The 23,541-nt window shown below is 61.2% G+C and carries 16 protein-coding genes and 2 pseudogenes; 11 read left to right on the forward strand and 7 right to left on the reverse strand.

What is annotated here, in order from left to right; genetic code table 11:
• Positions 1 to 13: 13 nt before the first annotated feature.
• Positions 14 to 2,512 (reverse strand): tectonin domain-containing protein, encoded by a 2,499-nt coding sequence (locus ODR01_RS19840; protein WP_316979440.1) that lies wholly within the window; start codon positions 2,510 to 2,512, stop codon positions 14 to 16.
• A 338-nt stretch (positions 2,513 to 2,850) separates the two neighbouring features.
• The gene (locus ODR01_RS19845; RefSeq protein ID WP_316979441.1) at positions 2,851 to 3,831 is read right to left on the reverse strand and encodes an AraC family transcriptional regulator; all 981 of its coding nucleotides are present in this window, start codon (positions 3,829 to 3,831) and stop codon (positions 2,851 to 2,853) included.
• Between the two features lie 421 nt (positions 3,832 to 4,252).
• Here ODR01_RS19845 and ODR01_RS19850 point away from each other — a divergent pair.
• Positions 4,253 to 4,351: pseudogene (locus ODR01_RS19850) on the forward strand (ATP-binding protein); the annotation flags it as partial.
• Between the two features lie 539 nt (positions 4,352 to 4,890).
• Here ODR01_RS19850 and ODR01_RS19855 read toward each other — a convergent pair.
• The 4 genes from ODR01_RS19855 to ODR01_RS19870 all read right to left on the reverse strand — a co-directional run bounded on the left by ODR01_RS19855 (position 4,891) and on the right by ODR01_RS19870 (position 9,218).
• Positions 4,891 to 6,171 carry a TRAP transporter large permease gene (locus tag ODR01_RS19855; RefSeq protein ID WP_316979442.1) on the reverse strand — a complete coding sequence of 427 codons (1,281 nt, stop codon included), beginning with the start codon at positions 6,169 to 6,171 and terminating at the stop codon, positions 4,891 to 4,893.
• Positions 6,168 to 6,704: a TRAP transporter small permease gene (locus ODR01_RS19860; protein ID WP_316979443.1), complete on the reverse strand. Its 537-nt coding sequence runs from the start codon at positions 6,702 to 6,704 to the stop codon at positions 6,168 to 6,170. The genes ODR01_RS19855 and ODR01_RS19860 overlap by 4 nt, the downstream gene beginning before the upstream one ends.
• A 128-nt stretch (positions 6,705 to 6,832) precedes the next feature.
• Positions 6,833 to 7,816, reverse strand: coding sequence for a TRAP transporter substrate-binding protein (locus ODR01_RS19865; protein ID WP_316979444.1), 984 nt, complete (start codon positions 7,814 to 7,816; stop codon positions 6,833 to 6,835).
• A gap of 601 nt (positions 7,817 to 8,417) precedes the next feature.
• Positions 8,418 to 9,218 (reverse strand): IclR family transcriptional regulator, encoded by an 801-nt coding sequence (locus ODR01_RS19870; RefSeq protein ID WP_316979445.1) that lies wholly within the window; start codon positions 9,216 to 9,218, stop codon positions 8,418 to 8,420.
• A 312-nt stretch (positions 9,219 to 9,530) separates the two neighbouring features.
• Between ODR01_RS19870 and ODR01_RS19875 the strand changes: the two genes are divergently transcribed.
• The 5 genes from ODR01_RS19875 to tkt all read left to right on the forward strand — a co-directional run bounded on the left by ODR01_RS19875 (position 9,531) and on the right by tkt (position 16,288).
• A complete protein-coding gene (locus ODR01_RS19875) occupies positions 9,531 to 11,306 on the forward strand; it encodes an IlvD/Edd family dehydratase (RefSeq protein ID WP_316979446.1) in 1,776 nt (591 codons plus the stop codon).
• Between the two features lie 241 nt (positions 11,307 to 11,547).
• Positions 11,548 to 12,198, forward strand: a complete 651-nt coding sequence (locus ODR01_RS19880; protein WP_316979447.1) for a bifunctional 4-hydroxy-2-oxoglutarate aldolase/2-dehydro-3-deoxy-phosphogluconate aldolase — start codon at positions 11,548 to 11,550, stop codon at positions 12,196 to 12,198.
• Positions 12,191 to 13,132, forward strand: a complete 942-nt coding sequence (locus ODR01_RS19885; RefSeq protein WP_316979448.1) for a PfkB family carbohydrate kinase — start codon at positions 12,191 to 12,193, stop codon at positions 13,130 to 13,132. Before ODR01_RS19880 ends, ODR01_RS19885 begins: the two co-directional genes overlap by 8 nt.
• A 41-nt stretch (positions 13,133 to 13,173) precedes the next feature.
• Positions 13,174 to 14,136, forward strand: coding sequence for a transaldolase (tal, locus tag ODR01_RS19890; RefSeq protein WP_316979449.1), 963 nt, complete (start codon positions 13,174 to 13,176; stop codon positions 14,134 to 14,136).
• 106 nt (positions 14,137 to 14,242) lie between these two features.
• Positions 14,243 to 16,288 (forward strand): transketolase, encoded by a 2,046-nt coding sequence (gene tkt / locus ODR01_RS19895; protein WP_316979450.1) that lies wholly within the window; start codon positions 14,243 to 14,245, stop codon positions 16,286 to 16,288.
• A gap of 63 nt (positions 16,289 to 16,351) precedes the next feature.
• Here the strand turns inward: tkt and ODR01_RS19900 are convergent.
• Positions 16,352 to 16,747: pseudogene (locus tag ODR01_RS19900) on the reverse strand (transposase); the annotation flags it as partial.
• A gap of 231 nt (positions 16,748 to 16,978) precedes the next feature.
• On the opposite strand from ODR01_RS19900, the gene ODR01_RS19905 reads away from it, so the two are divergent.
• The 5 genes from ODR01_RS19905 to ODR01_RS19925 all read left to right on the forward strand — a co-directional run bounded on the left by ODR01_RS19905 (position 16,979) and on the right by ODR01_RS19925 (position 23,534).
• Positions 16,979 to 17,506 carry a hypothetical protein gene (locus tag ODR01_RS19905; RefSeq protein WP_316979451.1) on the forward strand — a complete coding sequence of 176 codons (528 nt, stop codon included), beginning with the start codon at positions 16,979 to 16,981 and terminating at the stop codon, positions 17,504 to 17,506.
• A gap of 76 nt (positions 17,507 to 17,582) precedes the next feature.
• Positions 17,583 to 18,719, forward strand: coding sequence for an efflux RND transporter periplasmic adaptor subunit (locus ODR01_RS19910; protein WP_316979452.1), 1,137 nt, complete (start codon positions 17,583 to 17,585; stop codon positions 18,717 to 18,719).
• Positions 18,716 to 20,662, forward strand: coding sequence for a MacB family efflux pump subunit (locus tag ODR01_RS19915; protein WP_316979453.1), 1,947 nt, complete (start codon positions 18,716 to 18,718; stop codon positions 20,660 to 20,662). Before ODR01_RS19910 ends, ODR01_RS19915 begins: the two co-directional genes overlap by 4 nt.
• A 2-nt stretch (positions 20,663 to 20,664) precedes the next feature.
• Positions 20,665 to 22,059 carry an efflux transporter outer membrane subunit gene (locus ODR01_RS19920; protein ID WP_316979454.1) on the forward strand — a complete coding sequence of 465 codons (1,395 nt, stop codon included), beginning with the start codon at positions 20,665 to 20,667 and terminating at the stop codon, positions 22,057 to 22,059.
• A gap of 314 nt (positions 22,060 to 22,373) precedes the next feature.
• Positions 22,374 to 23,534, forward strand: coding sequence for an efflux RND transporter periplasmic adaptor subunit (locus ODR01_RS19925; protein WP_316979455.1), 1,161 nt, complete (start codon positions 22,374 to 22,376; stop codon positions 23,532 to 23,534).
• Positions 23,535 to 23,541: the final 7 nt, after the last annotated feature.

Below are 23,541 nucleotides of genomic sequence, written 5' to 3' on the forward strand. Positions count from 1 at the left end.
ACCCCTCCGCTGGTTATTGCAGACGATAAATGTCGTTCGTCTTCGTGAGCCGCCACACCTGCCCATCGCCGGCACCGATCGCTTGGGCGTCCGTGTCCTGTGAAACCGGATCCCAGTTCAGCTTCGTGCCGTTAAACACATAGACCTTGCCGTCGGAACCGACGACCTGGGCAGCGCCCGGGGCATCGACCGCCACGTCGACGGCGGCGCCGGGAAGCCTGTCCCACTGCAGGTTGTTATTGTGCACGAAGATGTTGCCCTGCTCGTTCACGACCCACGGCCTGCCGTCCCGATCGATGTCGATCCGCTGGGCATTTCCCGGAACATGCTGCCATCCATTACCGGCACGTTGATGGATTTTCCCATCGACGCCGATGATCCACACCCCCTTGGCGCTGGCACCGATGTCTTGCGCGGCGGGGCCCGGAACCTTCTTCCACCCGGTGCCCGACTGGGCGAAAATCATGCCCTTGCTGTTCACCACCCAGGCTTGGGTGCCGAAAACCGCAATGCGGGTCGCGGCGCCGGACAACTTGCTCCAGGTAGTAGCGGTTTTGGCGCGCTTGAAGATCTGATAGCCGCTGCCTTCCTGGGTCGTACCGATCACATACGCGGTGCCGTCGGACCCGATCGCGACATCCCGGGCCGCGCCGTCGATTTTCACCCACTTCGAAGCGCCTTGCGCGACCGCCCCCGAGGGGGCATTCACGACGACACGATCGCCAACCAAAGCCGGGGTCTGCGCCGCATTGCCGCCCGCCGGCGCCTGCTGCGTCTGCGGCATCAGCGCGGCCCAGGTCCGTGCGTTCGGCTTGTACGGTTCCTGGGTCATCAGCGTCCAGTTGCTCGCAACCTCGGTCCGCCCTTCCTCGGTCAACAGAAGGCGGGCCAGATTGACGGGGCGCTGCGCGATTTGCAGGGCATCGTTGACGATGGCTTCCTGCTTGTTCTGCTCCAGAGCGATGTCGGTTGCGATGCTCGCGAGAATCGACGTGGCCGTAAGGATGATCAACGGCCCACCAAAGGCGCCGATCCCGGCGGAGGATGCACTAGTGGCCGCCGTCGTTCCGGTCCGCGCCGCGGTGACTGCTGCTGCCGTTGCGTCTCTGAATCGGTGCGGGAAAATCGCCATGGCGAATCTCGCCGTGAGCTGGGCGACCGCCGGCGATATGGCCTCGGCCGTCGATGCCCCGATAAACGACATGACGACCGCGGCGCCAGGCCCCAGCAACATGACGTCACCGACCAGGCCCGCCATATCCGGCGGGGCGACACCCGTATCGTACGCGTTCACCAAATTGTTGCCGCGCGACGCGGTCAGCGCTTGACGGCCGCGCACCCAGCTTTGCCAGACCTTTTGCATTTCCGAAGCGGCCAAAAGGCGGGACTGCTGAACGTAATCGGCCATATAGCTCAGTAAATCCCGTTCGGCCTTGGTCTTCGCGCCGTTTTTGATCACCTCGAAAACGTGATCATAGACAGCCGCCTTGAGGATCGGCGAGGTTTCCGGTTCCGTCTTGATCAGGTCCCAAGCTTTGGTCGTTAACTCGTCATTCTTGGTTTTGTTGAGTTTGCTTTCTGAGCTGAATTTGGCGATGGCCGCATCGATCCGCGTGCGTTCCAAAACCACTTGGGCCGCGATCTCATGCGCGCCCGGCAGCGCAAACAAACCGTTCGGTGTGCGCTTGGCCGATTCCCAGCGCATGTTTGTGTACTCGCAGGCATTGTTCGTCTTGACGCCGGAGACCGAGCGGGTCGAACCCTCCGGGCAGGACCAGCACGTTCCCCCATCGACAAAATCGAAGTGCTCCCCGGCCTTGCACGTCAACGCCGCCTCTTTGGTCGCCGCCTTCAAAAGTTCATTGCGGAAACAAGCGTTTTGCGCGGTCACCGCGGCAGCGGTGCGGCGGTATCCGGCGGGACAGGTGTAACAACCGCCGTTGGGGTCGGAGAACGTGCCTTCGGCGCAAACCCGGTCGATGAATTCGGCCCGGCGCGCCGTTTCTGCAAACTTGCCGCAGGCATCCCATGCGTCCACGGCGGACAGGGTGCGGCCGTACCCGGACGGGCAAGACCAGCATTCTCCGCCATTACGGCCATCCTTGAACGACCCGGCCGGGCAGGACTTTTGCCCGCTGACCCGCGTCGCGCGTTGGTATTGTGGGGAGATCTCCTTGGAACAGGCCATGGGCGTATCGACTGCAAACCCGGTTCTGTTGAAGCCACTTGGGCAACTGAAACAGGACCATGTTCCGATATCGAAGAATGACCCCTGTGGGCATTTGCCGACAGCCTTGCCGGTTTTGGTCGCCTTGGCAAAGCCGCACGCCCCCAAGACCTGGCCCGTGCGCAAATCCATCGCACCGCAAAGCGCATGGCCCTCGGAAAAGGCCGCCTGCGTTTGTACCGCCGCCGCGTCGGACACGCTCGCCGTGACGCCGAAAGTGGCCAGCACCAGCAGCGCTCCCCGTGCCAGAAAGGTTCTGAGCGCGGATTTGAAAGGGATGTTCATTGGCCATTCCTTAGCTGAATCATGCCTGTTCCTTCGTCCTCGCCCGCACTCTGCGACGCCCACCCTCAAGGTCACGCGCGAATGCCATGGGATTTGCTCCCAGACGAGCATCGGGGATGAAGGAGATCATGGAAAAATTCGAAATGGTCCTCTGCAGGCACGCGAAAAGTGCCGCATTCGAGGTTTCCAATATCCGCCGGAAAAAATCCGACGGTTCATTCGCCCCCGCACCGAATGTGGACAGGAACTGATACAGTTAAACGTGTAATGATACGCGGCCGGACGTTTGTGACGTTTTTCGGATGCTGCGTCCGTTTCGTGGATACTGTCGCGACAATTTAAGTACTCGCGCGCACGGTCTCCGAGGGGAGTTCGCCAAATTCCTGGTAATACGCCTGAGCGAAGCGCCCCATATGCGTGAATCCCCATTTCTTTGCAATGTCAGAGATCACGCCTCCGCCCTGCCCTGAGAGCAACAGAGCCCGGATCCGTTTTAACCGCACAATGCGTAAATAGGCCATCGGAGAAGCACCGTAGGCATCCATGAACCCTCTCTGCACACCCCGAAAGCCGCATCCGGCCGCAGCTGCGATGTCAGCAAGTCCCAGTTTCTTGTCTGCATGGGCGTGAATGTATTCACGCGCGCGCTTGACGTGGTATGGGACAACTGTTGCCACGGAACGACCGTTCAGAACGTCCTTGTAGCTGTTGGGCAACAGGGTCAAGCACTGGGTCAACAACATGTCTTCCATCTGTGCGGTGAGGATCGGGTTGTCCAGTTCGAGCAGGGGAGCGTCCAGGGCTTCAGCGATATAGTGGATGGTGTTACGAATAATCCTTCCACCGGGCGCGGTGAAATCAATCTCGGGTTCGAATGTCAATCCCATCAGATCCACCGCGTCCCCAATCAAAGAACGGGCATGAGCTTTCAATTTTCTTTTGGACAGGGGAAGCGCAAAGGCGCCAAAGCCCTCCTGACTGGCGTTGACAGGGGCCACCAAGTCGCGAATGAACCCTCTGCCCATCGAGAATTCCGTCTCCCTCCCAGCATGCCGCACGACACCTGAGCCACTGGTAACCAGATACAGGATTAGTCCGTCCGCATTTTCCTCCGGCGATTTCACACGGATTTCGACGTCTCCGAAAGCCACATGCATTAAGCAAAGATCGCCACATTTCGCAGCCGCCACACAGACATTCAGCTGCGCGGGCTTCCCCTTGACATCAAAATCATGTGGAGCGGTCAAATTGATGATGGATTCACGAACCTCATCCAGGTCCGTCGAAGATAAAACCCTGTGGTTTCGCAGATAGGTCATTGCCCCCCCTATCTCCGTCGTTCGAATGGTGTGTCTTTACCTAGGGTCCGGGATCATTCAATTCCAGTAGCTGATCGACCCTTCAACTCGCTTTGGTCGGCAGGGTGTCCCAGATGGTCAGGGCTGTTTTTTCCTAACGATTCGTTTTTTCACGATTTTTATCTTGAACGACCAGTGCCCCTTTTCATCACACCCGTCCCGCCAGTTTCAAGGCTTTTTATGCGGTCTTGTTTTGTTCTTTTCGGATTGTTTTGCAACCCGATTTTCAGAATCAGCCTCTCTAGGCGCGCATGAACGCCCTTAAAGTGGCGTCGATCTTGACCGCCGCCGCCTTCTGCAAGGTCGGGTCATCGTGGACGTAGTTTTTCAGCGTGGTTGACACGTCGGCGTGTCTCGCCCGGGTAGCCACCGTCTTCACGTCGATGCCAAGATGACCACCGCCATGCTCGACCGCCTGACCCATCACTGCGACATCGTCGAAACCGGCAACGAAAGCTGGCGCTTCAACCACCGAAGCTGAAACCAAAACAGGGCGGAAGTGCAACTGAACGCGTCAGCGGACAATACCCTCCCCCGGACCCCCTCTCGGCCTGTTGAACACAGGGGACCACAGCTACTCCCGCCCCCGCCGCTCCCCGCCCCCGCCGCTCCGCGCAAGCGCAATAGCGCTGCGCAGCGGGGACGGGTCCCCTCTATGGGCTCCGTGGACAACAGGCCAAACACAACCCCCGGTGTGGCCTACTTTTCGGCGCCGATTGACACGCCTCGAACGGGCGTGACGCGACAACACCCGCCATTACGACGATTTCACCGGCCACGCCATCTGGGGATAGGAGTTGGCGGACGACCTTCTCCCCACAGAATCCTGCAGTTGATATTTGGGTCTGCCATCGGGAGATGGACAATGAAGAAGGGCAGGTTTGCAAAGGAACAGATTATTGGCGTTCTGCGTGGTCAGGAGGCCGGCGGAGGAAGTCGCCCCCAGGGTTGTCACCTGATTGTCTCCGGGACACATTGCAGATGTGAGACATCGCACCCCCCCCCGGTTGCCGTTACCGATCACGGGGCCATCCAGTTCAAGGGAACCAGAACGATTTGCGGAAAGATGACCAGGAGCAGGAGAACGCCGTACTCCGCGATCATAAACGGCAAGACTCCCTTGATCGCATCGCTCATGGGCACGCGCGTGACGTTGCAGACAACGTTCAGCACGGTTCCGACCGGTGGTGTGACAAGGCCAATACTACAGTTCATGATGAACAGGACGGCGAAGTAGATCGGATCGATCCCCGCCATCCTGACGATCGGCATCAGGACCGGGGTCATGATCAGGATGGTGGGGGTCATGTCGAGGCCCATGCCGATGACCATGCCGAGGGCGATCAGGACGAAGGTCAACAGCCTTGGATGGGGAATAAGCGGCTGTAGAATGTGGGCGACGTCCTGTGGAATGTTGGCCGCCGTGATCAACCAAGCGGAAACCGCGGCAGCGGCCGCCATGAACATCACCACGGCGGTGGTTTCGCCGGCGCTTATGACAAGTGGGTAGATCTTTTTCGCGGGAATTTCCCGATAGATGAACATGCCGACGAACAGGCAGTAGATGGCGGCGATCACGGCGGCCTCGGTCGGCGTGAAGAAGCCGGCCTTCAGGCCGCCGATGACGACGACGGGCATGACGAGGGCCCAGAAAGCGTCGCGCGTCGCCTTGAAGCGGGTCTCGTACGACGCCTTGGGTTCCGCCTCCATCAGGTCGGATTTGATGCACCAGCGCCAGGCGACCATGATTCCGAGGCCCATCAATACGCCCGGCACGATGCCCGCAAGGAAAAGTTTGGTGATCGATACCCCTCCGGACACGCCGAAGATGATCATGCCCATGGATGGCGGAATCACCGGAGCGATCACGCCACCGCTAGCGATCAGCCCAACGGAACGGGATCGATTGTATCCGGCATCCCGCATCATCGGGAAAAGCACGGCGGCGAGCGATGCCGTATCGGCCAGGGCCGATCCCGAGAGCGACGCCATGATAACCGCGGCGAAGACGGTCACGTAACCGAGGCCACCCCGGATATGCCCGATCCAGGCCGACGACATGGCGATGATGCGCCGCGTCAGGCCGCCGGCATTCATGAACTCGCCAGCCAGCATGAAGAATGGGATGGCGAGCAGCGGATAGCTGTTCGCCCCGTCCCACATGTTCAGGACCACGATTGGCGGGTCTGTCAGCCCCAGGTAGAACATCAAGGCGAGACCGCAGCCGATCAAGGAGAAGGCAACCGGAATACCCAGCGCCATCAAGCCAAGCAGGGAGCCTGCGAAGATTGCCAGGGTCATTTCGGTAGTTCCGTCATGGCCTGCTCGCCGAGGGGTTCCTCGAGCGGCGCCCCGAACAGCTCGTCGTCGGGAATCCTGCTGCACACGAGACGACCGAGATTGAGCACGGAAACGATGATGATCGCCGCGCCGGTGAAGTAGCTGACTCCGAACACCCAGATGGTGCTGATCTGCATGACGGGGGACACGTTGCCGACCAGGACGTCATGCTGCAGCCATGTCCCGTACAGGATGTAATAGCCGCAAACGGCGGTCACGATCTGCATGATCAACCAGCAGACCCTTTTCCCGACGGACGGCAACAAGAGAACAATAATGTCGACCCCGATATGCGTGCGCTTTTGCACGCCGATCACACCACCGAGGAAGGCAATCCAAACGAACAAATACCTTGGCAATTCCTCGGCTATATCGATTCCTGAATTGAAAAAAATTCTGAGGACTACATTAACGAATACAAACACAAGCATGGTTATCATGCAGACAAACACAATGACATCTATAAGTCTTGTGTAAAGCTTGTAGATATTCATTTTCTTTCCGTCACAAGCACTGAAGTCGCGTGAGCGGCTTCACATCGTCGCGAAAGAAGAAGTCAATGCCATGAGAGTCGGCCGAAGCCGGCCGACTCTCTTCAGCACTTTATCGGGCACGCTGGCCTTCAGTTGGCGCCTTTGCGGATCTTGGCGAGTTCCACATTGAGTTCTTCAATGAAAGACTTGCCGATGTCGGGCGCGAACTTATCGACGACCGGCTTGGTCCGCTCGCGGATCTTGGCGAGTTCCTCGGGGGCGATCTCGTCGACCTCGATCCCCTCCTGGCGGAACTTCTCGATCACGTCCTTGTCCGCCTTTTCGAGCAACTGCCGCTGGTACACGGCCGCTTCCTTGGCCGCCTTCTCGATCCCCTGCTTGTCGACATCGCCGAGTTTTGCCCAGAAGCGCTGGGAAGCCGCCAGCGCTGCGCTGGTATAGACGTGGTTCGTCAACGAGATGTACTTCTGAACTTCCTGCATCTTGTTGGCGTACATGTGGACGAGAGGATTCTCCTGCCCGTCGATGGCCTTGATCTCGAGCGCGGTGAAAACCTCCGAATAGGCCATCGGGGTGGCATTGGCGCCGAGCGCCTTCCACGTCTCAAGGGCGATCGGATTGGACATGACGCGGATCTTCAGGCCCTTGATGTCGTCCGCCTTGATGACCGGGCGGACACTGTTGGACAGATCACGGAATCCGATGCCAGTCCATGAGAGACCGACGAGCCCGGCCGGCTCGATCTTGTCAAAAATGGCCTGTCCGATGCGCCCGTTCATGATCCGGGTGACTTCCTCCGTGTTCGAAAACATAAAGGGAAGGTCCCAGACCTGGATCTCTTTGACGCGGGTCGACAGCGGGCTCAGGATACCCATGTAGAATTCCTGGATGCCCGATTGCGTGGCCTGCATCTGCTTTTCGTCGCTTCCCAGCATGGCCCCGTGGAAGACGTTCACCTTCACGCTGCCATTCGTGTACTGACCCACGAGTTCGGCGAATTTTTCCATTGCCACGGCCTGAGGGTGGCTGGCCGGCATACCGTGCCCGAGTTTGGCAACGATTTCCGCATGAACCCCGCTCGACACCAGCACCGCGACGGTGAGGGCGGACATCAATCCATACAATCTAGACGACATAAAAACCTCCCAAGACACACAATACCATACACGCAAGCAGATTAGATCTGCCCGTCTTGCACAACAATCAGAAGTATTGCGACTAGCATTAGACACGCGATAGTCATGCCAAGATTCCGTTGCGAGCGACATTTTACTGTGTACGCCTCTAGGTATGCTCCAGTGTCGGCTCAAGACATGACGTCTTCAAATGGTTTTCTTATGTCTCCACTTTAATTGGAAACAATTTCCATATTTTGTAAAGCTATATACCACCGCATCACGCCTTGACAAGGATTTGTTTCACTTAATCGGCATGGCCGGCGTGAGGGGACGGTCCGAGGATAGGCTTCGTCCGAGGTGTGACGGGCCGTAGAGGGATGGGACGCGAACGCATCTGATTTCATGAAATCCGGAAGGGAAACCGACTGACGCAGCCATGACGGGGAAGGCGCGCCGCCGCTCCGGCATCGCGTTCAGGGCCAAAAGGGACAAGCGGGGAGATTCGCGGAAAGCCGGCCTGGCTCTCGGGCAAGACGAAGGTTTCCAAGGCCGAACCCAGCGGCGTAACGCCGTCGTATACGGATCGCGGTCACGCTTACGGCAGGCCCGTGATTTTGGCGATACCCGGCACCCAGGTCCGCTCGAGCTTCGCGACCGCCTCCCTGAGGGCGGGGACAAAGGATATCAGCCGCTCCCTCCCGAGTCGAAAGGCCGGCCCTGCGACCGAAACGGCTCCGACGACCCTGCCGGGATCCTTCAAATCCTTGAGAATGATGGCAACGGCATTGAGCCCCAGTTCCGATTCCTCTTCGTTGAGGGCGAACCCCGCTTCGCGGGCGACGCGAACCCGTTCCAGAACGTCATCGATCGTCTTCCCCGCATTCGGCCCGACGAGTTCGCAGTCCAATCCCTTCCGCTCGAGCCGCGCGCGCGCCTCGTTCTCCGGGAGGTGCGCCAGCCAGGCCTTCCCCATCGCCGTGGTCTGGATCGGAACATGGCGGCCGCTGATGAAATCGCAGCGAATCGACGAGGTCGATCCCTGGGCCTTGGCGATCCAGCTCATCTCGTCGAATTCGACGACGGCGAGACGCACCAGCTCGCCGGTGACGCGCGCCAGATCATCGAGAATCGGTTGGGCAATATCGACGATGTTGATGTCCGCCATCAGGCGCAGCCCGAGAGTCCCGAGCTTTAACGTCGGCATATAGCGGCCGCTTGCCGGGTCCTGCTTGACGTACTCCGTCGCGATCAGCGTTTGCAGAAGCCGATGGGTCGCCCCCAGCGGAATGGCCAGGCTTTGGGAAATCTCGCTAATCTGAAGGCCGTCCGTATGGGCGACGAGAAGCTCGAGGAGCGCCAAACCGCGCTCCATTGAGGAGACGCTAAAGTTGGCCATCGCGATGTCTCCGATTCCGAAGAGAAGGGCATTGAAAACTGGAAACTGTTTCCATATAGTCGCTCGCACGAGGTCGCGGGAACCCCTTTTTGGTGACCGCCATGTCTGAACTCCGGACCTAGCCGTTCGTCGTTTTCGTTGCAATAGAATTTTGGCTCAAAGACCCGCGTTGACCCATCGGGGTATCGGCGTTTCTATTTGAGGATGCGTAGTATGAAGTGATTTTCATCAATAAAAATTACCATACATCAACACGCATATCGAGGCTATTCCACGAACAGTGGTTTTGTTCTTCGAAAAGAGAGAATAAAGATGTCTCAAGAACTTAGAAGCCGCCGTTGGTTCAATGATCCAAACGATCCGGGAATGACGGCCATCTACCTTGAAAGGTACCTGAACTACGGGATTACCCGCGAGGAATTCCAGTCCGACCGGCCGATCATCGGGATCGCCCAGACGGGAAACGACCTGACCCCGTGCAACCGCCATCACATCGAATTGGCCACACGGGTCCGCGAGGGAATCCGCGATGCCGGAGGCATACCGCTTGAGTTTCCCGTGCATCCCCTCCAGGAGACTGGCAAGCGCCCGACGGCAGCTCTCGACCGGAATCTTGCCTATCTCAGCCTGGTCGAGGTGCTGTACGGCTATCCACTCGACGGGGTGGTGCTGACGACGGGATGCGACAAGACGACGCCCGCATGCCTGATGGCGGCCGCGACGGTCAATATTCCGGCGATCGTCCTGTCGGGCGGCCCCATGCTCGACGGGTGGTGGAACGGCCGGCTCGCCGGATCCGGCGTCGCCGTCTGGAATGCCCGCAAGCTTCACGCGGCCGGCAAGATCGATTACGACCAGTTCATGGATCTGGTTTCGGCGTCCGCGCCGTCTATCGGTCACTGCAACACCATGGGCACGGCACTGTCGATGAACTGCCTCGCCGAAGCCCTCGGCATGTCGCTGCCGAGCTGCGCCGCCATCCCGGCCCCCTACCGTGAACGCTCCTGGATGGCCTACGAGACCGGCAAGCGCGCCGTCGGGCTCGTGCGCGAAAATCTGCGTCCGTCGGACATCATGACCAAGCCGGCCTTCGAGAACGCCGTCGCCGCTGCCGCCGCGCTGGGCGGGTCGTCCAACTGTCCGATCCACATGATCGCCATTGCCCGCCATATGGGGGTCGAACACAGCCTGGACGACTGGCAGCGTCTTGGGCCGGACGTGCCGCTTCTGGTGGATTGCCAGCCGGCCGGCCGCTACCTCGGCGAAGCCTTCTACCGCGCCGGCGGCGTGCCCGCCGTCATGAAGGAGCTGCTGGGGGCCGGCCGCCTCAACGGCGAGGCCCGCACGGTCACCGGCAAGACGTTGCGCGAAGACCTGGAGGCCTTCGCCCAGGAAACGGATCGCGAGGTGATCCGCAGCTATTCGAATCCGTTGAAGAAGGCGGCCGGCTATGTCGTGCTGCACGGCAATATCTTCGAGAGCGCTGTCGTCAAGATGTCGGTCATCGATGCCGATTTCCGCAAGAAGTTCCTCAGCGATCCTGCCCATCCGAACCGCTTCGATTGTCGTGTCGTCCTCTTCGAGGGGCCCGAGGACTATCACGCCCGGATCAATGATCCCGCGCTCGACATCGACGAAAATTGCATGTTGGTCATCCGCAACTGCGGCCCCGTCGGCTACCCGGGAAGCGCCGAGGTGGTCAACATGCAGCCGCCGGACGCCTTGCTGCAAAAGGGCGTCCAGATCCTGCCGACGATGGGGGACGGCCGCCAGAGCGGCACTTCGGGCAGCCCCTCCATCCTCAATGTTTCGCCCGAGGCCGCGGTGGGCGGCACCATCGGCCTGCTGCGCACCGGCGACGTGGTGCGAGTCGATCTTGGTGCCGGCCGCGTCGACGTCCTGCTTGACGACAAGGAACTCGAGGCGCGTCGGGAAGAGGCCCATCCGGTTGAACTCGTGAACCGGACGCCATGGCAGGAGATCTACCGCGGCATGGTCGGACAGCTTGCAACCGGTGGATGCCTGGAACCGGCCGTTCTCTACCTCAACGTCTTGGAGACCCGTGGCGAGGCGCGTCACAGCCATTAGGGAGCGTCAGCCTCGCATCGGACCGCCTCCGGATTCCTTGCCTTCATTTTTTTCGCGAAATCTGCGGCACGCCGGCCCCTGACGAACTTTCGGCCAGCGTCGACCCCGCCAGCCGCGGGGCGCCGTAGCCGACTACGGAAGCGGATTTTCCGATCATCGGTGGCGTGATTCGTCACCGAAATCATGGCGCATGGATCCCCGGCCAAGCTCGAGGCCGAGCCCCAGCAACAGGAGTTTTCTCATGTCGAAGGCGAAACTGCGGATGATCGATCTGCTGAGCCGTGTTCGCGTCATACCGATCGTGACGATCCGCGACGCATCCGTCGCCGTGAACCTGGCCGAGGCCTTGATGGATGGCGGTCTCCATGTCTTCGAGGTCCTGCTCCGGACACCGGCGGCGCTGGCGGCCGTCGAACAGATCCGCAAGGCGGTTCCCGAGGCGTTCGTCGGCGCCGGAACCCTTCTCGATAGGAAGGACGTCGAGCGCGCCATCGCCGCCGGGGCTCGTTTCGGCGTTTCGCCCGGCTTGACGCGGGAACTGGGCGAGGCCGTCAACGAGCACGGCCTGCCGTTCCTGCCAGGGGTTTCCTCGGCTTCGGAAATCATGCAGGCGATGGCTCTGGGATTCACCGAGCTCAAGTTCTTCCCGGCGTTCGGCGCGGCGGGGACCGCTTGGTTGAAAATAATGGCGCCCGTGTTTTCGGCGGTGACGTTCTGTCCGACCGGCGGCATCAAGAAGGAGGACATCGCGGAATACATGAAGTTACCGAACTGCCGGACGGTCGGCTGTTCCTGGGTGGCCTCGGCGTCGTTGATCGAGGCCCACGACTGGCCGTCGATCACCGCGCTGGCCAGACAAGTCTCCAAGATCGGTTTGGACTCCGATGCCTGACTTCGGTGGAGAACTCGTCGGGCGCGGCAAGCAGATGATCGCCGTTGGCGCCATCTGCGCGACGGCCATTTATCGGGTCGAGCAGATCAAGCCCGCGCCGGCCAAAATCGTGGCCAGCGAGCTGCTTCAGGTCGTCGATGGCATGGCGCTTTCCGCGGCGTTCGCCTTCGTCAAGCTCGGCGGCAGTGCCAGAATATACGGGGTGATCGGCGACGACGAGCAGGGGCATCGCATGGCCGGGATCATCTCGTCCGAGGGGGTCAACGCGGACGGATTGCATCTGGCCCCCGGCTCGAGCACATCGCAGGTCGCAGTCATCGTCGACGGGCACGGGGACCGCCTGGTGGTTCCGTTTCACGATCAGACGACGGACCGCTCCGCCGGATGGCTTCCCGTGTCCGAGTTCGCCGGCGCCGGGCTGGTGCATTGCGATGTCCGCTGGCCCGAGGGGGCGGAGGTCGCGCTGACGGCGGCCCGGCGAATGGGCATTCCCAGCATGATCGACGGGGATGTCGCCGCGCCGGACATCCTGCACCGCCTCGTTCCCCTTGCCGACTATGCTGTCTTTTCGGATGCCGGCCTCGCCGTCTATTCGGGGATAGCCGACGTAGAGGCCGCTCTCAAGGCTGTTGCGGCCGAACACCAAGGACACGTCGGGGCAAGCTGCGGGCGCCAGGGCTACATGTGGATGGAAGATGGGGCCATCCGCCACGTCCCGGCCCCGTCGGTCAGCGTCGTCGACACCCTCTCGGCCGGCGACGTCTTTCACGGGGCCTTCGCGCGGGCGCTGCTGGAAGGCTGGAGCCTTGAGGCGAGCGCCTCCTTCGCCTGCTGTGCCGCCTCGCTGAAATGCACCCAATTTGGAGGACGACTCGGATGCCCGACCTGGGAAGAGGTCGATGCGTTTCGTTCGTCCGTAACGATGACCTTGTGAGCATCGTCCGTTGCAAACGGTAGGGAAGGGAAGATCAAGCCATGACCAGCAAACTCGCGGACCTGTCGCGCCATTCCGTTATCGTCGCCGATAGCGGCGACATCGCCTCGATCAAGGCCTTCGGCGCCCAGGACAGCACCACCAACCCGAGCCTCATCCTCAAGGCCGCCAGCATGTCGAACTATGCCGCGCTGGTCGAGGATGCGATCGCTTATGCCACGGGCAAAAGGACGGACGCCGAACAGCGGATCGATCTGGCGATCGACCGCTTGGCGGTCAATTTCGGCACCGAACTCCTCAAGCTTGTCCCCGGCTATGTCTCTACGGAAGTGGACGCGCGCCTGTCGTTCGACGCCGGCGCGACCGTGAGCAGGGCCCTGCGCATCATCGACCTTTTCGGCGAGGCGGGCGTCGATACATCGCGCGTCTTGATCAAGATCGCCGCCACCTGGGAAGGCGTGAAAGCCGCGGCGGAACTAAAAAAGCATGGCATCAAGTGCAACCTCACCCTCATCTTCAGCCTCGTCCAGGCCGCCCTCTGCGCCGAGGCCGGCGTTTTTCTGATCTCGCCCTTCGTCGGCCGCATCACCGATTGGTATAAGGTGCAGGGCACGGCGATCTCGGGACCGGATGACGATCCGGGTGTCGGTTCGGTTCGGGAAATCTACAAATACTTCAAGACGTTCGGATACAAAACGGTGGTGATGGGCGCCTCCTTCCGGTCGACCGAGCAGGTCACCGCGCTCGCCGGGTGCGACCGCCTGACGATCAACCCGACACTGCTGGAGCAACTGAGGACAACCGAGGGCGCCGTCCCCCGCCGCCTCGAGCCGGGCGACATCGACACCTCGCTCCGGCGCCTTGCCCTCGACGAGCCGCACTTCCGTTGGCAGCTCAACGAAAATGCCATGGCAACGGAGAAACTAGCGGAAGGCATCCGCTCGTTCGCCAAGGATACGCGCACCTTGCGCGCCATGGTGCACGGGAAACTCGCCGCTCGCTAAATCACCCCCTCCCCTAGTCCCACCCTGGCCGCGCCGAACCCTCCGAGAGAAGGCCGCGACGAGGTGCGGCTCGTCCGCGAAACCCGCTTCACAGGAGGAAGTCGAGATGACCCGTCCGCTCACCCGTCCCGAGGAAAGCCGGAAACAACTCCGTCGTATGGCCAGCGCGATTCGATTCCTGGCCGTCGATGCGATCGAGAAGGCAGGGTCCGGCCACCCGGGGATGCCGCTCGGCATGGCCGATGCCGCGGCGGGGCTGTTTAGCCGGTTCCTGAAGTTCGATCCCCGGATGCCGAATTGGCCGGACCGCGACCGCTTCGTCCTGTCGGCGGGACACGGCTCTATGCTCCTCTACAGCCTCCTCCACCTGACCGGCTACGCCGATTTCCCGATCGAGGAGTTGAAGAGGTTCCGCCAGCTCGGCAGCCGGGCTGCCGGACATCCCGAGTACGGGCTCGCCGCCGGCATCGAAACCACGACCGGCCCGCTCGGGCAAGGGCTGGCGACGGCCGTCGGCATGGCCCTCGCCGAGGCCAATCTGCGGGCCCGCTTCGGGCATGAGCTCTGTGATCACCACACCTACGTCATCGCGGGTGACGGCTGTCTCATGGAAGGCATCAGCCAGGAAGCGATTTCGCTCGCCGGTCACTGGAAGCTCAACAGGCTCATCGTTCTCTGGGACGACAACGGAATCACGATCGACGGCTCGACCCGTTTGGCAACCTCCGACGACACGTCGAAGCGCTTCGAGGCCAGCCAATGGAACGTGGATTCCGTCGACGGCGGCGATCCCGAGGCGATCGCGGCGGCCATCGAGCGGGCCCGGCAATCCGATCGTCCGTCCCTGATCGCCTGCCGAACGCAGATCGGGTTCGGCGCCGGCAACAAGGCGGGGACGTCCGCCATCCATGGTTCGCCGGTCGGGGCCGAGGGGATCGCCCAGGCTCGCAATTTCTTCGCCTGGCCCTACGAGGCGTTCGAGATTCCGCCGGATGTCGCCGCCTTCTGGAAACGGGTCGGCCACAAGGGGGCGGAACGGAGAACGGCCTGGGAAGCCCGCCTCGCGGCGGCGGACGCCTCGAAGGCCCGGGACTGGCGCCGGGTGATGACCGAGGGCTTCGATGGCGACGCCATGGCGGCCCTGTCGGAACTCAAGGCCATGCTGATTCGGGAGAAACCGGCCCTGGCGACGCGCAAGGCCAGCCAAATGGCCATCGAGGCGCTGTCCGCCGCCTCGATGAAACTGGTGGGCGGTTCGGCCGACCTGACGGGATCCAACCTGACGAAGCCCCGCGCCGCGAACCCCATCGGCGCCGATGACTATGCGGGCACCTACATCCATTTCGGCATTCGCGAGCACGCCATGGCGGCGATCATGAATGGCCTGGCGCTCCATGGCGGATTCCTGCCGTTTGGCGGGACATTCCTTTGCTTCGCCGACTATGCCCGGCCGGCGATCCGCCTTTCGGCGTTGATGCGACTGCCCGTCGTCTATGTCATGACGCACGATTCCATTGGTCAGGGAGAGGACGGCCCGACCCATCAGCCGATCGAGCATCTCGCGTCGCTGCGGGCCATGCCTGGCCTGAGGGTCATGCGGCCGGCCGATGCGGTGGAGACGGTGGAATGCTGGGAAGAGGCACTCAATGAGCCGTGGCGGCCGACAGTTCTGGTGCTGTCGCGCCAGTCGTTGCGGACGGTTCGTACAAGCGAGACGGGAGGCACTTTGTCTAAGCGGGGGGCCTATGTTCTGGCCGAGGCCAAAGGGGGGCGACGCGACATCACCATCCTGGCGACCGGCTCGGAGGTGGAGATCGCCCTGGACGCCCGGACCCGGCTGGACCGGGATGGGATCGGGGCGGCGGTCGTCTCCATGCCGTGCTGGGAACTGTTCCAGGAGCAACCCGAGACCGACCGCCGGGCCGTCCTCGGCGACGGACCGCGCATTGCCATCGAGGCGGCCAGCCCGTTCGGTTGGACCCGCTATGTCGACGACGAAACGGACGTCATCGCGCTGGGCGACTTTGGAGCCTCGGCTCCCGGCCCCGAACTCTTCCGGCACTTCGGGCTGACCGCGGAGGCCGTTGCTGCAAAGGCTAGATCAAAAATCGCAGACGGAAAGGAACGCTTGGCTAGACGGGAATCCAAGTAAGAACGAAACCCCTAAAAACGCACAGTTTCCTGGGGTTTCTTAGAGCCTGACTCAAAACTCGGATCACGCATGACGCGGAGTTCCCATCCGGCGCAGCATGAGGCGGATCGATGCGATAAAGATCCACGCCTCGGCGCTGGCAATGGTCGCCTCGAAGTCCTTGGTGAGGCGACGACAGCGCCCGAGCCAGGAGAAAGTCCGCTCGACGACCCATTGCCGAGGCAGGACCTCGAAGCCTTTGGCAGTGTCGGAGCGCTTGATGATTTCGAGGGTCCACGTGCCGAGATCGGCCAGAGCGTTCGTCAGTTTTTCACTGGCGTAGCCGCCGTCGGCGAACAGATGGTGCAACCACGGGTAAAGCTGTCGAATGGAGGCGATGACGCCGACCGCCCCATCCCGGTCCTGGATGTCGGCCGTATGGACCGTCAACCCAACCAAGTGGCCCTCGGTGTCGGTGATGAATCACAACGGGCGGGGCCACCCAACCACTTCCCCGCCCAAATCGGAGTTTCGGGTCAGGCTCTTAGCTGCATCGGAGAATCCTTGACGCCGACCGGCGCATCGGATAGAGCCTCGCGGCAAGCGACAACCTGATTCTCAAATTCGATCTCAATCCTTCCGTTGGAGGCCGGATGGCCTGCGGCGAAGGGTTCTTTGTATATGCGCCCCCCGTAGCGGGAGGGCCAAACCATGATTGATCAGGTCATGGCTTGGCTGGGGCAGCAGATGCAGAACGGCGTGTTCGCGGGAGGCGCGGCGTTGGAGCTTGCCGGCGGTGCCGCCGCGGCCGTTCACCGATTGCTTCCGTGGGCCTGCCGTATTGTCCGTGCGGCAATGATGACGTCCGTCACCATGTTCTTTCAGTTTTCGTCAGCGATGCGGAAACAACTATTGGATGGGGCGGACATCAAGGCTGCCCATTCCAATGATGAATGGATGCCAAGTCGAGGCGGAAGCTCGCGTCCACGCAATCTCCATGCAACCTGCGCTCAACTTTCATTGGTGTGTGGAAAGTCCTCGAGGGGAGCAATCATATTCGCGGGGGTTTTCTCAATCGCCTGCATCAACACCTTTTTGTTCGCCATCCCTTTTCAAAGCGGGCGAACCACCTACCCGCCGCCAATCATCTCCCCGGCGCGGCGGATATTAATCGTGGCCAGTAGTCTCGTGGGCAGAGCTGAGCCCGTTCGACTGACGGCCGCCTTTTCTCGTAAATAAACTGCAGTTGGCGACAACAAGAATGAAACTGTCGGGTAACATTGGCCGATCTCTGACCATCGGAGGCATAGTCATAGTGGCGCTGATCGCAATTGCGTCGGCGCGCGGCGTTCTCGAAGAAAAGCCGCGGGCATCTGCGTTCACCGAGTCTGTCCTGCGCGGAACAATCGAAGAAACGGTTCTTGCCAACGGCGTGCTCGAACCCGCCCGGATCGTCAGTGTCGGCGCGCAGGTCTCTGGCCAGTTGAAGGTGCTGCATGTCGAACTCGGTCAGAACATCAAGGCCGGGGACCTGATTGCCGAGATCGACCCCACCGCACAGGCCTACGCTCTTCGTATAGCCGAGGCAGCTCTCGCCAATGTCAAGGCGCAGTATAAGGCACGCACCATCCAGCTCCGGCAGGCGGAGCAAGCATACAGCAGACAGAACAGCTTGGCCCGCCAGAGGGCGGTTTCAACCGCCGAAGTTGAGACGGCGGAGGCGGCGTTTAGGACGCTAGAGGCAGAGGTCGAGGCGTTGGAAGCGCAATTCGCCCAGGCCACAGTCGAGGTCGAGAACGCGAAAGCCAACCTCGGCTACACAAAGGTTCTCGCACCGATGGATGGCGTCGTGGTTGCTGTGGTGACCAAGGCCGGACAGACACTGAACTCCAACCTAGCCGTGCCGACGGTCGTCGTGTTGGCCCAGCTCAACGTCATGCGGGTTAAGGTACAGATATCGGAAGCCGATATCACCCGTGTAAAGCCCGGTCAGGAAGTTCGCTTCACGATCTTGGGTGATGCCCGAGTCCCGACTGCCGGCAGGCTGGAGCAGATCGAGCCGGCATCGGCATCAATCGCTACGGATTCGACGACTGCGGGCACAACCGGAGGACAGGCGACGGCTCGGGCTGTCTATTACAACGGAACATTCACGACTCCGAATCCCGATGGTCGGCTGCGGCCGATGATGACCGCTGTGGTGACCATCGTGGCGGGGCGTGCCGAAGGCGTGCCGCTTGTGCCATGGCCCGCATTGACCGAGCGCGACCAGAACGGTCGCTATCGTGTCGGTGTCCGCTCTGCTTCGGGCGAACTCTCAGAGCGCCTCGTCACAATAGGATTGACTGACCGGATCAAGGCGCAAGTGATCGATGGTCTGGAGGTCGGCGAGGAGGTCGTCATTCCCGCCGATGGTCAAGCATCGGACCCCAACGCCATGGAGATGATGTGACCGTACTATTGGAAATAGAGAACGTCTCACGACTGTTTCAGACGGGCGAAGAGACGATCACCGCGCTGGCGGAGATCAATCTTCATATCGACCGCGGCGAACTCGTTGCGATTGTCGGCGCAAGCGGCTCGGGCAAGTCGACGCTCATGAATATCCTCGGCTGTCTCGATCAGCCGACTGTCGGCGATTACCGTGTCGGAGGGCGCAGCATCGCCGGACTGAGCGCCGACGAACTAGCGGCGCTGCGAAGAGAGCATTTCGGGTTTATCTTCCAACGTTACCATCTGTTAGGTGCGCTCAACGCGGCTGACAATGTGGCGATGCCCGCCGTTTATGCCGGCCTTGATGCCACCTCCCGGCGCGAGCGGGCAAGAGCACTGCTGGACCGGCTCGGGCTCGGCGAACGCATTGACCACCGTTCCAACCAGCTTTCCGGCGGCCAACAGCAGCGCGTGTCCATCGCTCGCGCGCTTATGAACGGAGGTCGCATCATCCTCGCCGATGAGCCGACCGGCGCGCTCGACAGTAAGAGCGGCGAAACCGTGCTTGAAATCCTCAAGGAGCTTCACAGAGACGGTCATACCGTCATTATCGTCACTCACGATATGGAAGTCGCTGCCCACGCCGACCGCATCATAGAAATCCGTGACGGTCTTGTCCTGTCTGATCGGCTTTGCCGCGAACCTGCAGCCACGGCTGCATCGCCCTCCTTTGTGAACCGTACGCCAGCTAGCGCGCTGGCAGGTTTCCAATGGCGGTTTGCCGAAGCCTTTCCAATGGCGTTGAGCTCAATGGCGGCGCATCGGGTCCGCACATTCCTCACCATGCTTGGCATCATCATCGGCATCGCTGCAGTTGTCGCCGTCGTCGGCCTGGGTGAAGGGACGCGCCAGAAGGTCCTCGCCGAGATCAGCGACCTCGGTGCCAGCACGCTCTCCATTTATCCCGGACGTGGCTGGGACGACGAGCGCGCCGACAGCATCACGACGCTGGTCGTTTCCGACGCTGAGGCTTTGTCAGCGCAAAACTATGTCGACAGCGTTACGCCGCTGGTGTCGACGAACGAGCGTATTCGGTTCGGCCGCACGTCCATCACCGCCAACGTCGACGGTGTCGGTCAGTACTATTTCCGGGTGAACGGCCTCAATATCGTTCGGGGAACCGGCTTCTCGGCCGACAGCATCGCCGAGCGTCGTCAGGAGGCGGTGATCGATGACCGGGCTGCTTCCACGCTTTTCCCAGGCGGCGAATCTTCGCTCGGCAAGATCATCATGATTGACCGGCTTCCGGTGGTCATCATCGGCACGGTGGTCCGCCGTTCAGGCACATCGGGTAAAAGCCTGCAAATATATCTTCCCTATACCGCACTAACGGGCAGGCTACTGGGTCCGGCGACCAGCCTCGCCGGGCTGACCGTTCGCATTACTGACAATGTTAACACGATTGTCGCGGAGCGCGCGATCGTCGGCCTGATGACCCGCCGTCATGGCACGCAGGACTTTTTCGTCTTCAACAGCGACCAGTTGCGTCGCACCTTGGAGAAGACGTCGCGGACGATGACGCTGCTGATCTCTTCAGTCGCAGTCATTTCGCTGATCGTCGGCGGCATCGGCGTCATGAACATCATGTTGGTTTCCGTCACCGAGCGTACCCACGAGATCGGCCTGCGCATGGCGGTCGGCGCGCGCCGCCTGGACATCATGCTTCAGTTCCTGATCGAAGCCGTCACCATCTGCATTGCCGGCTCCCTCCTCGGCGTTGGACTGGCGCTCGGCGCCGCTACCGCCTTCGGCGGTCCAGGCAGCGAATTCCCTATGGTCATCTCTATCGACGCCATCCTCGCAGCGTGTCTGGTCGCGCTTCTAGTCGGTCTCGTCTTTGGTTTCCTGCCAGCCCGCAATGCTTCGCGCCTCGATCCGGTCGATGCGCTTTCCAGAGAGTAGCTATGGTTTTCCTCAGATTGATTGCCCCTTGTTCCCTTGTCTTGCTTGTCGGGTGCACCAGCCTGTCAACACCCTATCTGCGCCCCAATCTGCCTGCGGGGCCAACATGGTCGGCCACCGCTTCCGAGGGCCCGGCCACGGTGAGGGCCGGTCAATGGTGGGTTGCCTTTGGAGATCCAAAACTCACAACGTTGGTCGGCGAAGTGGTTACCCGCAACAACGACGTCTTCGCGGCGGCCCTTCGTGCTCAGCGAGCACGCTTGCAGGCGGACCTTGCGGCGAATGCGCTGTTCCCGAAGTTGAACGGAAATCTTGCCACCTCCCGTAACGAGCCCCTCCAGGGAAACGCTACTTCGGCCTCATCGTCGTCTGCGTCCATTGGCATCTCATATGAGGTCGATCTGTGGGGCAAGCTGGCGGCGCAGCGCGACAAAGCGGGCTTTGAGGCCCAGGCAACCGCCGAGGACTATGAGGCCGCGCGCCTTGCAATGATCGGCATGACGATCGAAACCTATTTCCGCATCGCCCACGCCAATCAATCGATCGCTTCGGCCGAAAAAAGCCTCGCCTATATACGTCAAATTCAGGCCCTCGTCCGAAAACAGGTGGAAATCGGCGTTGTTTCCGACCTCGAACTTCACGAAATCGAACAAGCCGTCGAGACGCAAGCTGCGCGGATATCCGAACTGCGGCAGGCACGCCTCGTCCTGCGCAATGTGCTCACCGTTCTTTCGAATGGTGTGCCCAGCCCGGTTCCCGAACCGCAGAGCCTGCCACAACGGAGACTGCCCGTTATCGCAGCGGGCTTGCCCGCCGACCTTCTTGCCCGTCGCCCCGATCTCCGCGCCGCGGAGGCGCGGTTGCGTGCCACGCTGAGGGACGTCGATGCGACGCGCGCCAGCTTCTATCCGGCGATCTCGCTTACCGGCGGACTCGGCACCAGCAGCGATCAGCTCATCTCCTTCATCTCCAACCCGGTCGCGACTCTGGGTGCCGGTGCCGTCCTCTCATTCCTCAACCTGAAGGATATGAAGCTGACGGTCGCCGTTTCACAAACGCGGTATGAAGAGGCTGTCGCTGCATTTCGTACCACTTTGCTCAACGCGTTCGCCGATGTCGCCAATGCGCTCGGTGCTCGCGCCAACTATGCCGAACAGGCACGCCAACTGCGCAATGCCTATGCGGCCGCGCAGGAAGTGGAGAAGCTGACAGAGGCACGTTATCGGGCCGGTGCAATTACCTTGCGCATCTGGCTGGACTCGCAGGAGCGCCGTCGCTCCGCCGAGGCCGCTCTTGCCGATGTTCGGCTGGCGCAAATCGTCAGTGAATCAATGCTTTATCGCGCCCTCGGTGGCGGCGTTTCGACCGCCGACCAGCAGACATTGCGCATACCGTGATGACCGGCTTCTCCCCAGAATGCGTCGCGCCGGCTCAGCACAAAGAAGAGCAATCCGTGCGTATCGCCAGGCATTGAGCAGTCTTGCGACGCCGTGCCAGCGCCAGCAACACCGCCCCTTCTTCAAAACTCAGAACTACATAGACAAAAGTCCGTGTACGCATTTCTTCGCGTCCTTGGGCACAGAGAAATTTCTTAACCAAAATCATAAGGGGTTCCCATCGTCCGTCTCCACAGAATCTCCACGAATTCTCGACCCGGTATTGAAGAGCGCATGTCAATGAGTGGATGATAACTCCAATCTGGACACATACCATGTCGCGCCGTTTCCTGTTCGTTGCCTTTGTAATTTGCGCATCCATCGCTTCGACACTGCTGGTGTTTCGGGGGAGTGCGGTCTCGGAGCCAGACGGCGCCTCCTTGGGCGCGCAAGCTCCCGCGCGGGTCACCACGGCCACACTTGCGCCAGAACGTGTTGTTTTGATCGATGAACTTCCTGGGCGTGTGACCGCCTATCGAAGGGTAGAGATACGGCCTCAGGTCGGCGGCATAATCAAGAAGCGGTTTGTGGAAGGTGGGACCCAGGTTAAGGCTGGGGAAATCCTGTTTGAAATCGAACCGGCCTTGCTTTTGGCCGATCTGGAGACAGCGGAGGCAGGGTTGACGCGAGCCAAGGCGGCGGTGGAGCACGCGCGTCGAGGGCTTGAACGTGCCGATGCCCTGCTTGCGAGCAATGCGACGAGCCGGAAGGATCACGAAGACGCCCGCAATGGACTGACCGTGGCGCAGGCCAACCTCGCCGAGGCCCAGGCGGTCTTTCACCGCCGCCAGCTCGATCGTGATTTCGCCTCCCTAAGGTCACCGATCAAAGGCTATGTCGGGCGCACGCTGGCCGACGAGGGCGCTCTCGCGTCTACTTCGAGTCAGGAAGCGCTCGCCGTGGTGCAGGAACTGGACCGTGTGTATGTGGATCTGCGCTTGCCCGCGACGAAGCTCGATGGATTGCAGTCCGCCGCCGAGCAAGGATTAGGTCCGGTCGAGATACTAGACACGGAAGGCAAACCACACCCCCGTCCAGGCACGCTGGTGCTGTCGGACGTTACGGTGGATACGGGGACCGGTAATGCGACAGTCCGGATTGAGGCGGAGAACCCGGGATTGCGGCTTCTGCCCGGAATGTACGTTCGTGCAAGAATAGCACGTGGCCTTCTTCCCAATGCTCTGCTGGTGCCGGAAGATGCCGTGGTTCGCAACGGTGCAGGCGGGGCGCAGATCATGGTCGTGGCTGGCGACGGGCGGGCCGAACGACGCGACGTGGTCCTGGGCGACGCGATTGGGAGGCGTCTTGTCGTGACGTCGGGCCTGAAGGCGGGCGAGGTGATCGTCATTCGCGGACAGGACCGCGTGCAGGACGGGATGACCGTGAACCCGGTTACCGTCTTGCAAGATGCCGCACCGGCGGCCGACAAGCTGTAAAGGCCAG

Source organism: Shumkonia mesophila (genome assembly GCF_026163695.1).
In the GTDB taxonomy this organism is placed as follows: Bacteria; Pseudomonadota; Alphaproteobacteria; order Rhodospirillales; family Shumkoniaceae; genus Shumkonia; species Shumkonia mesophila.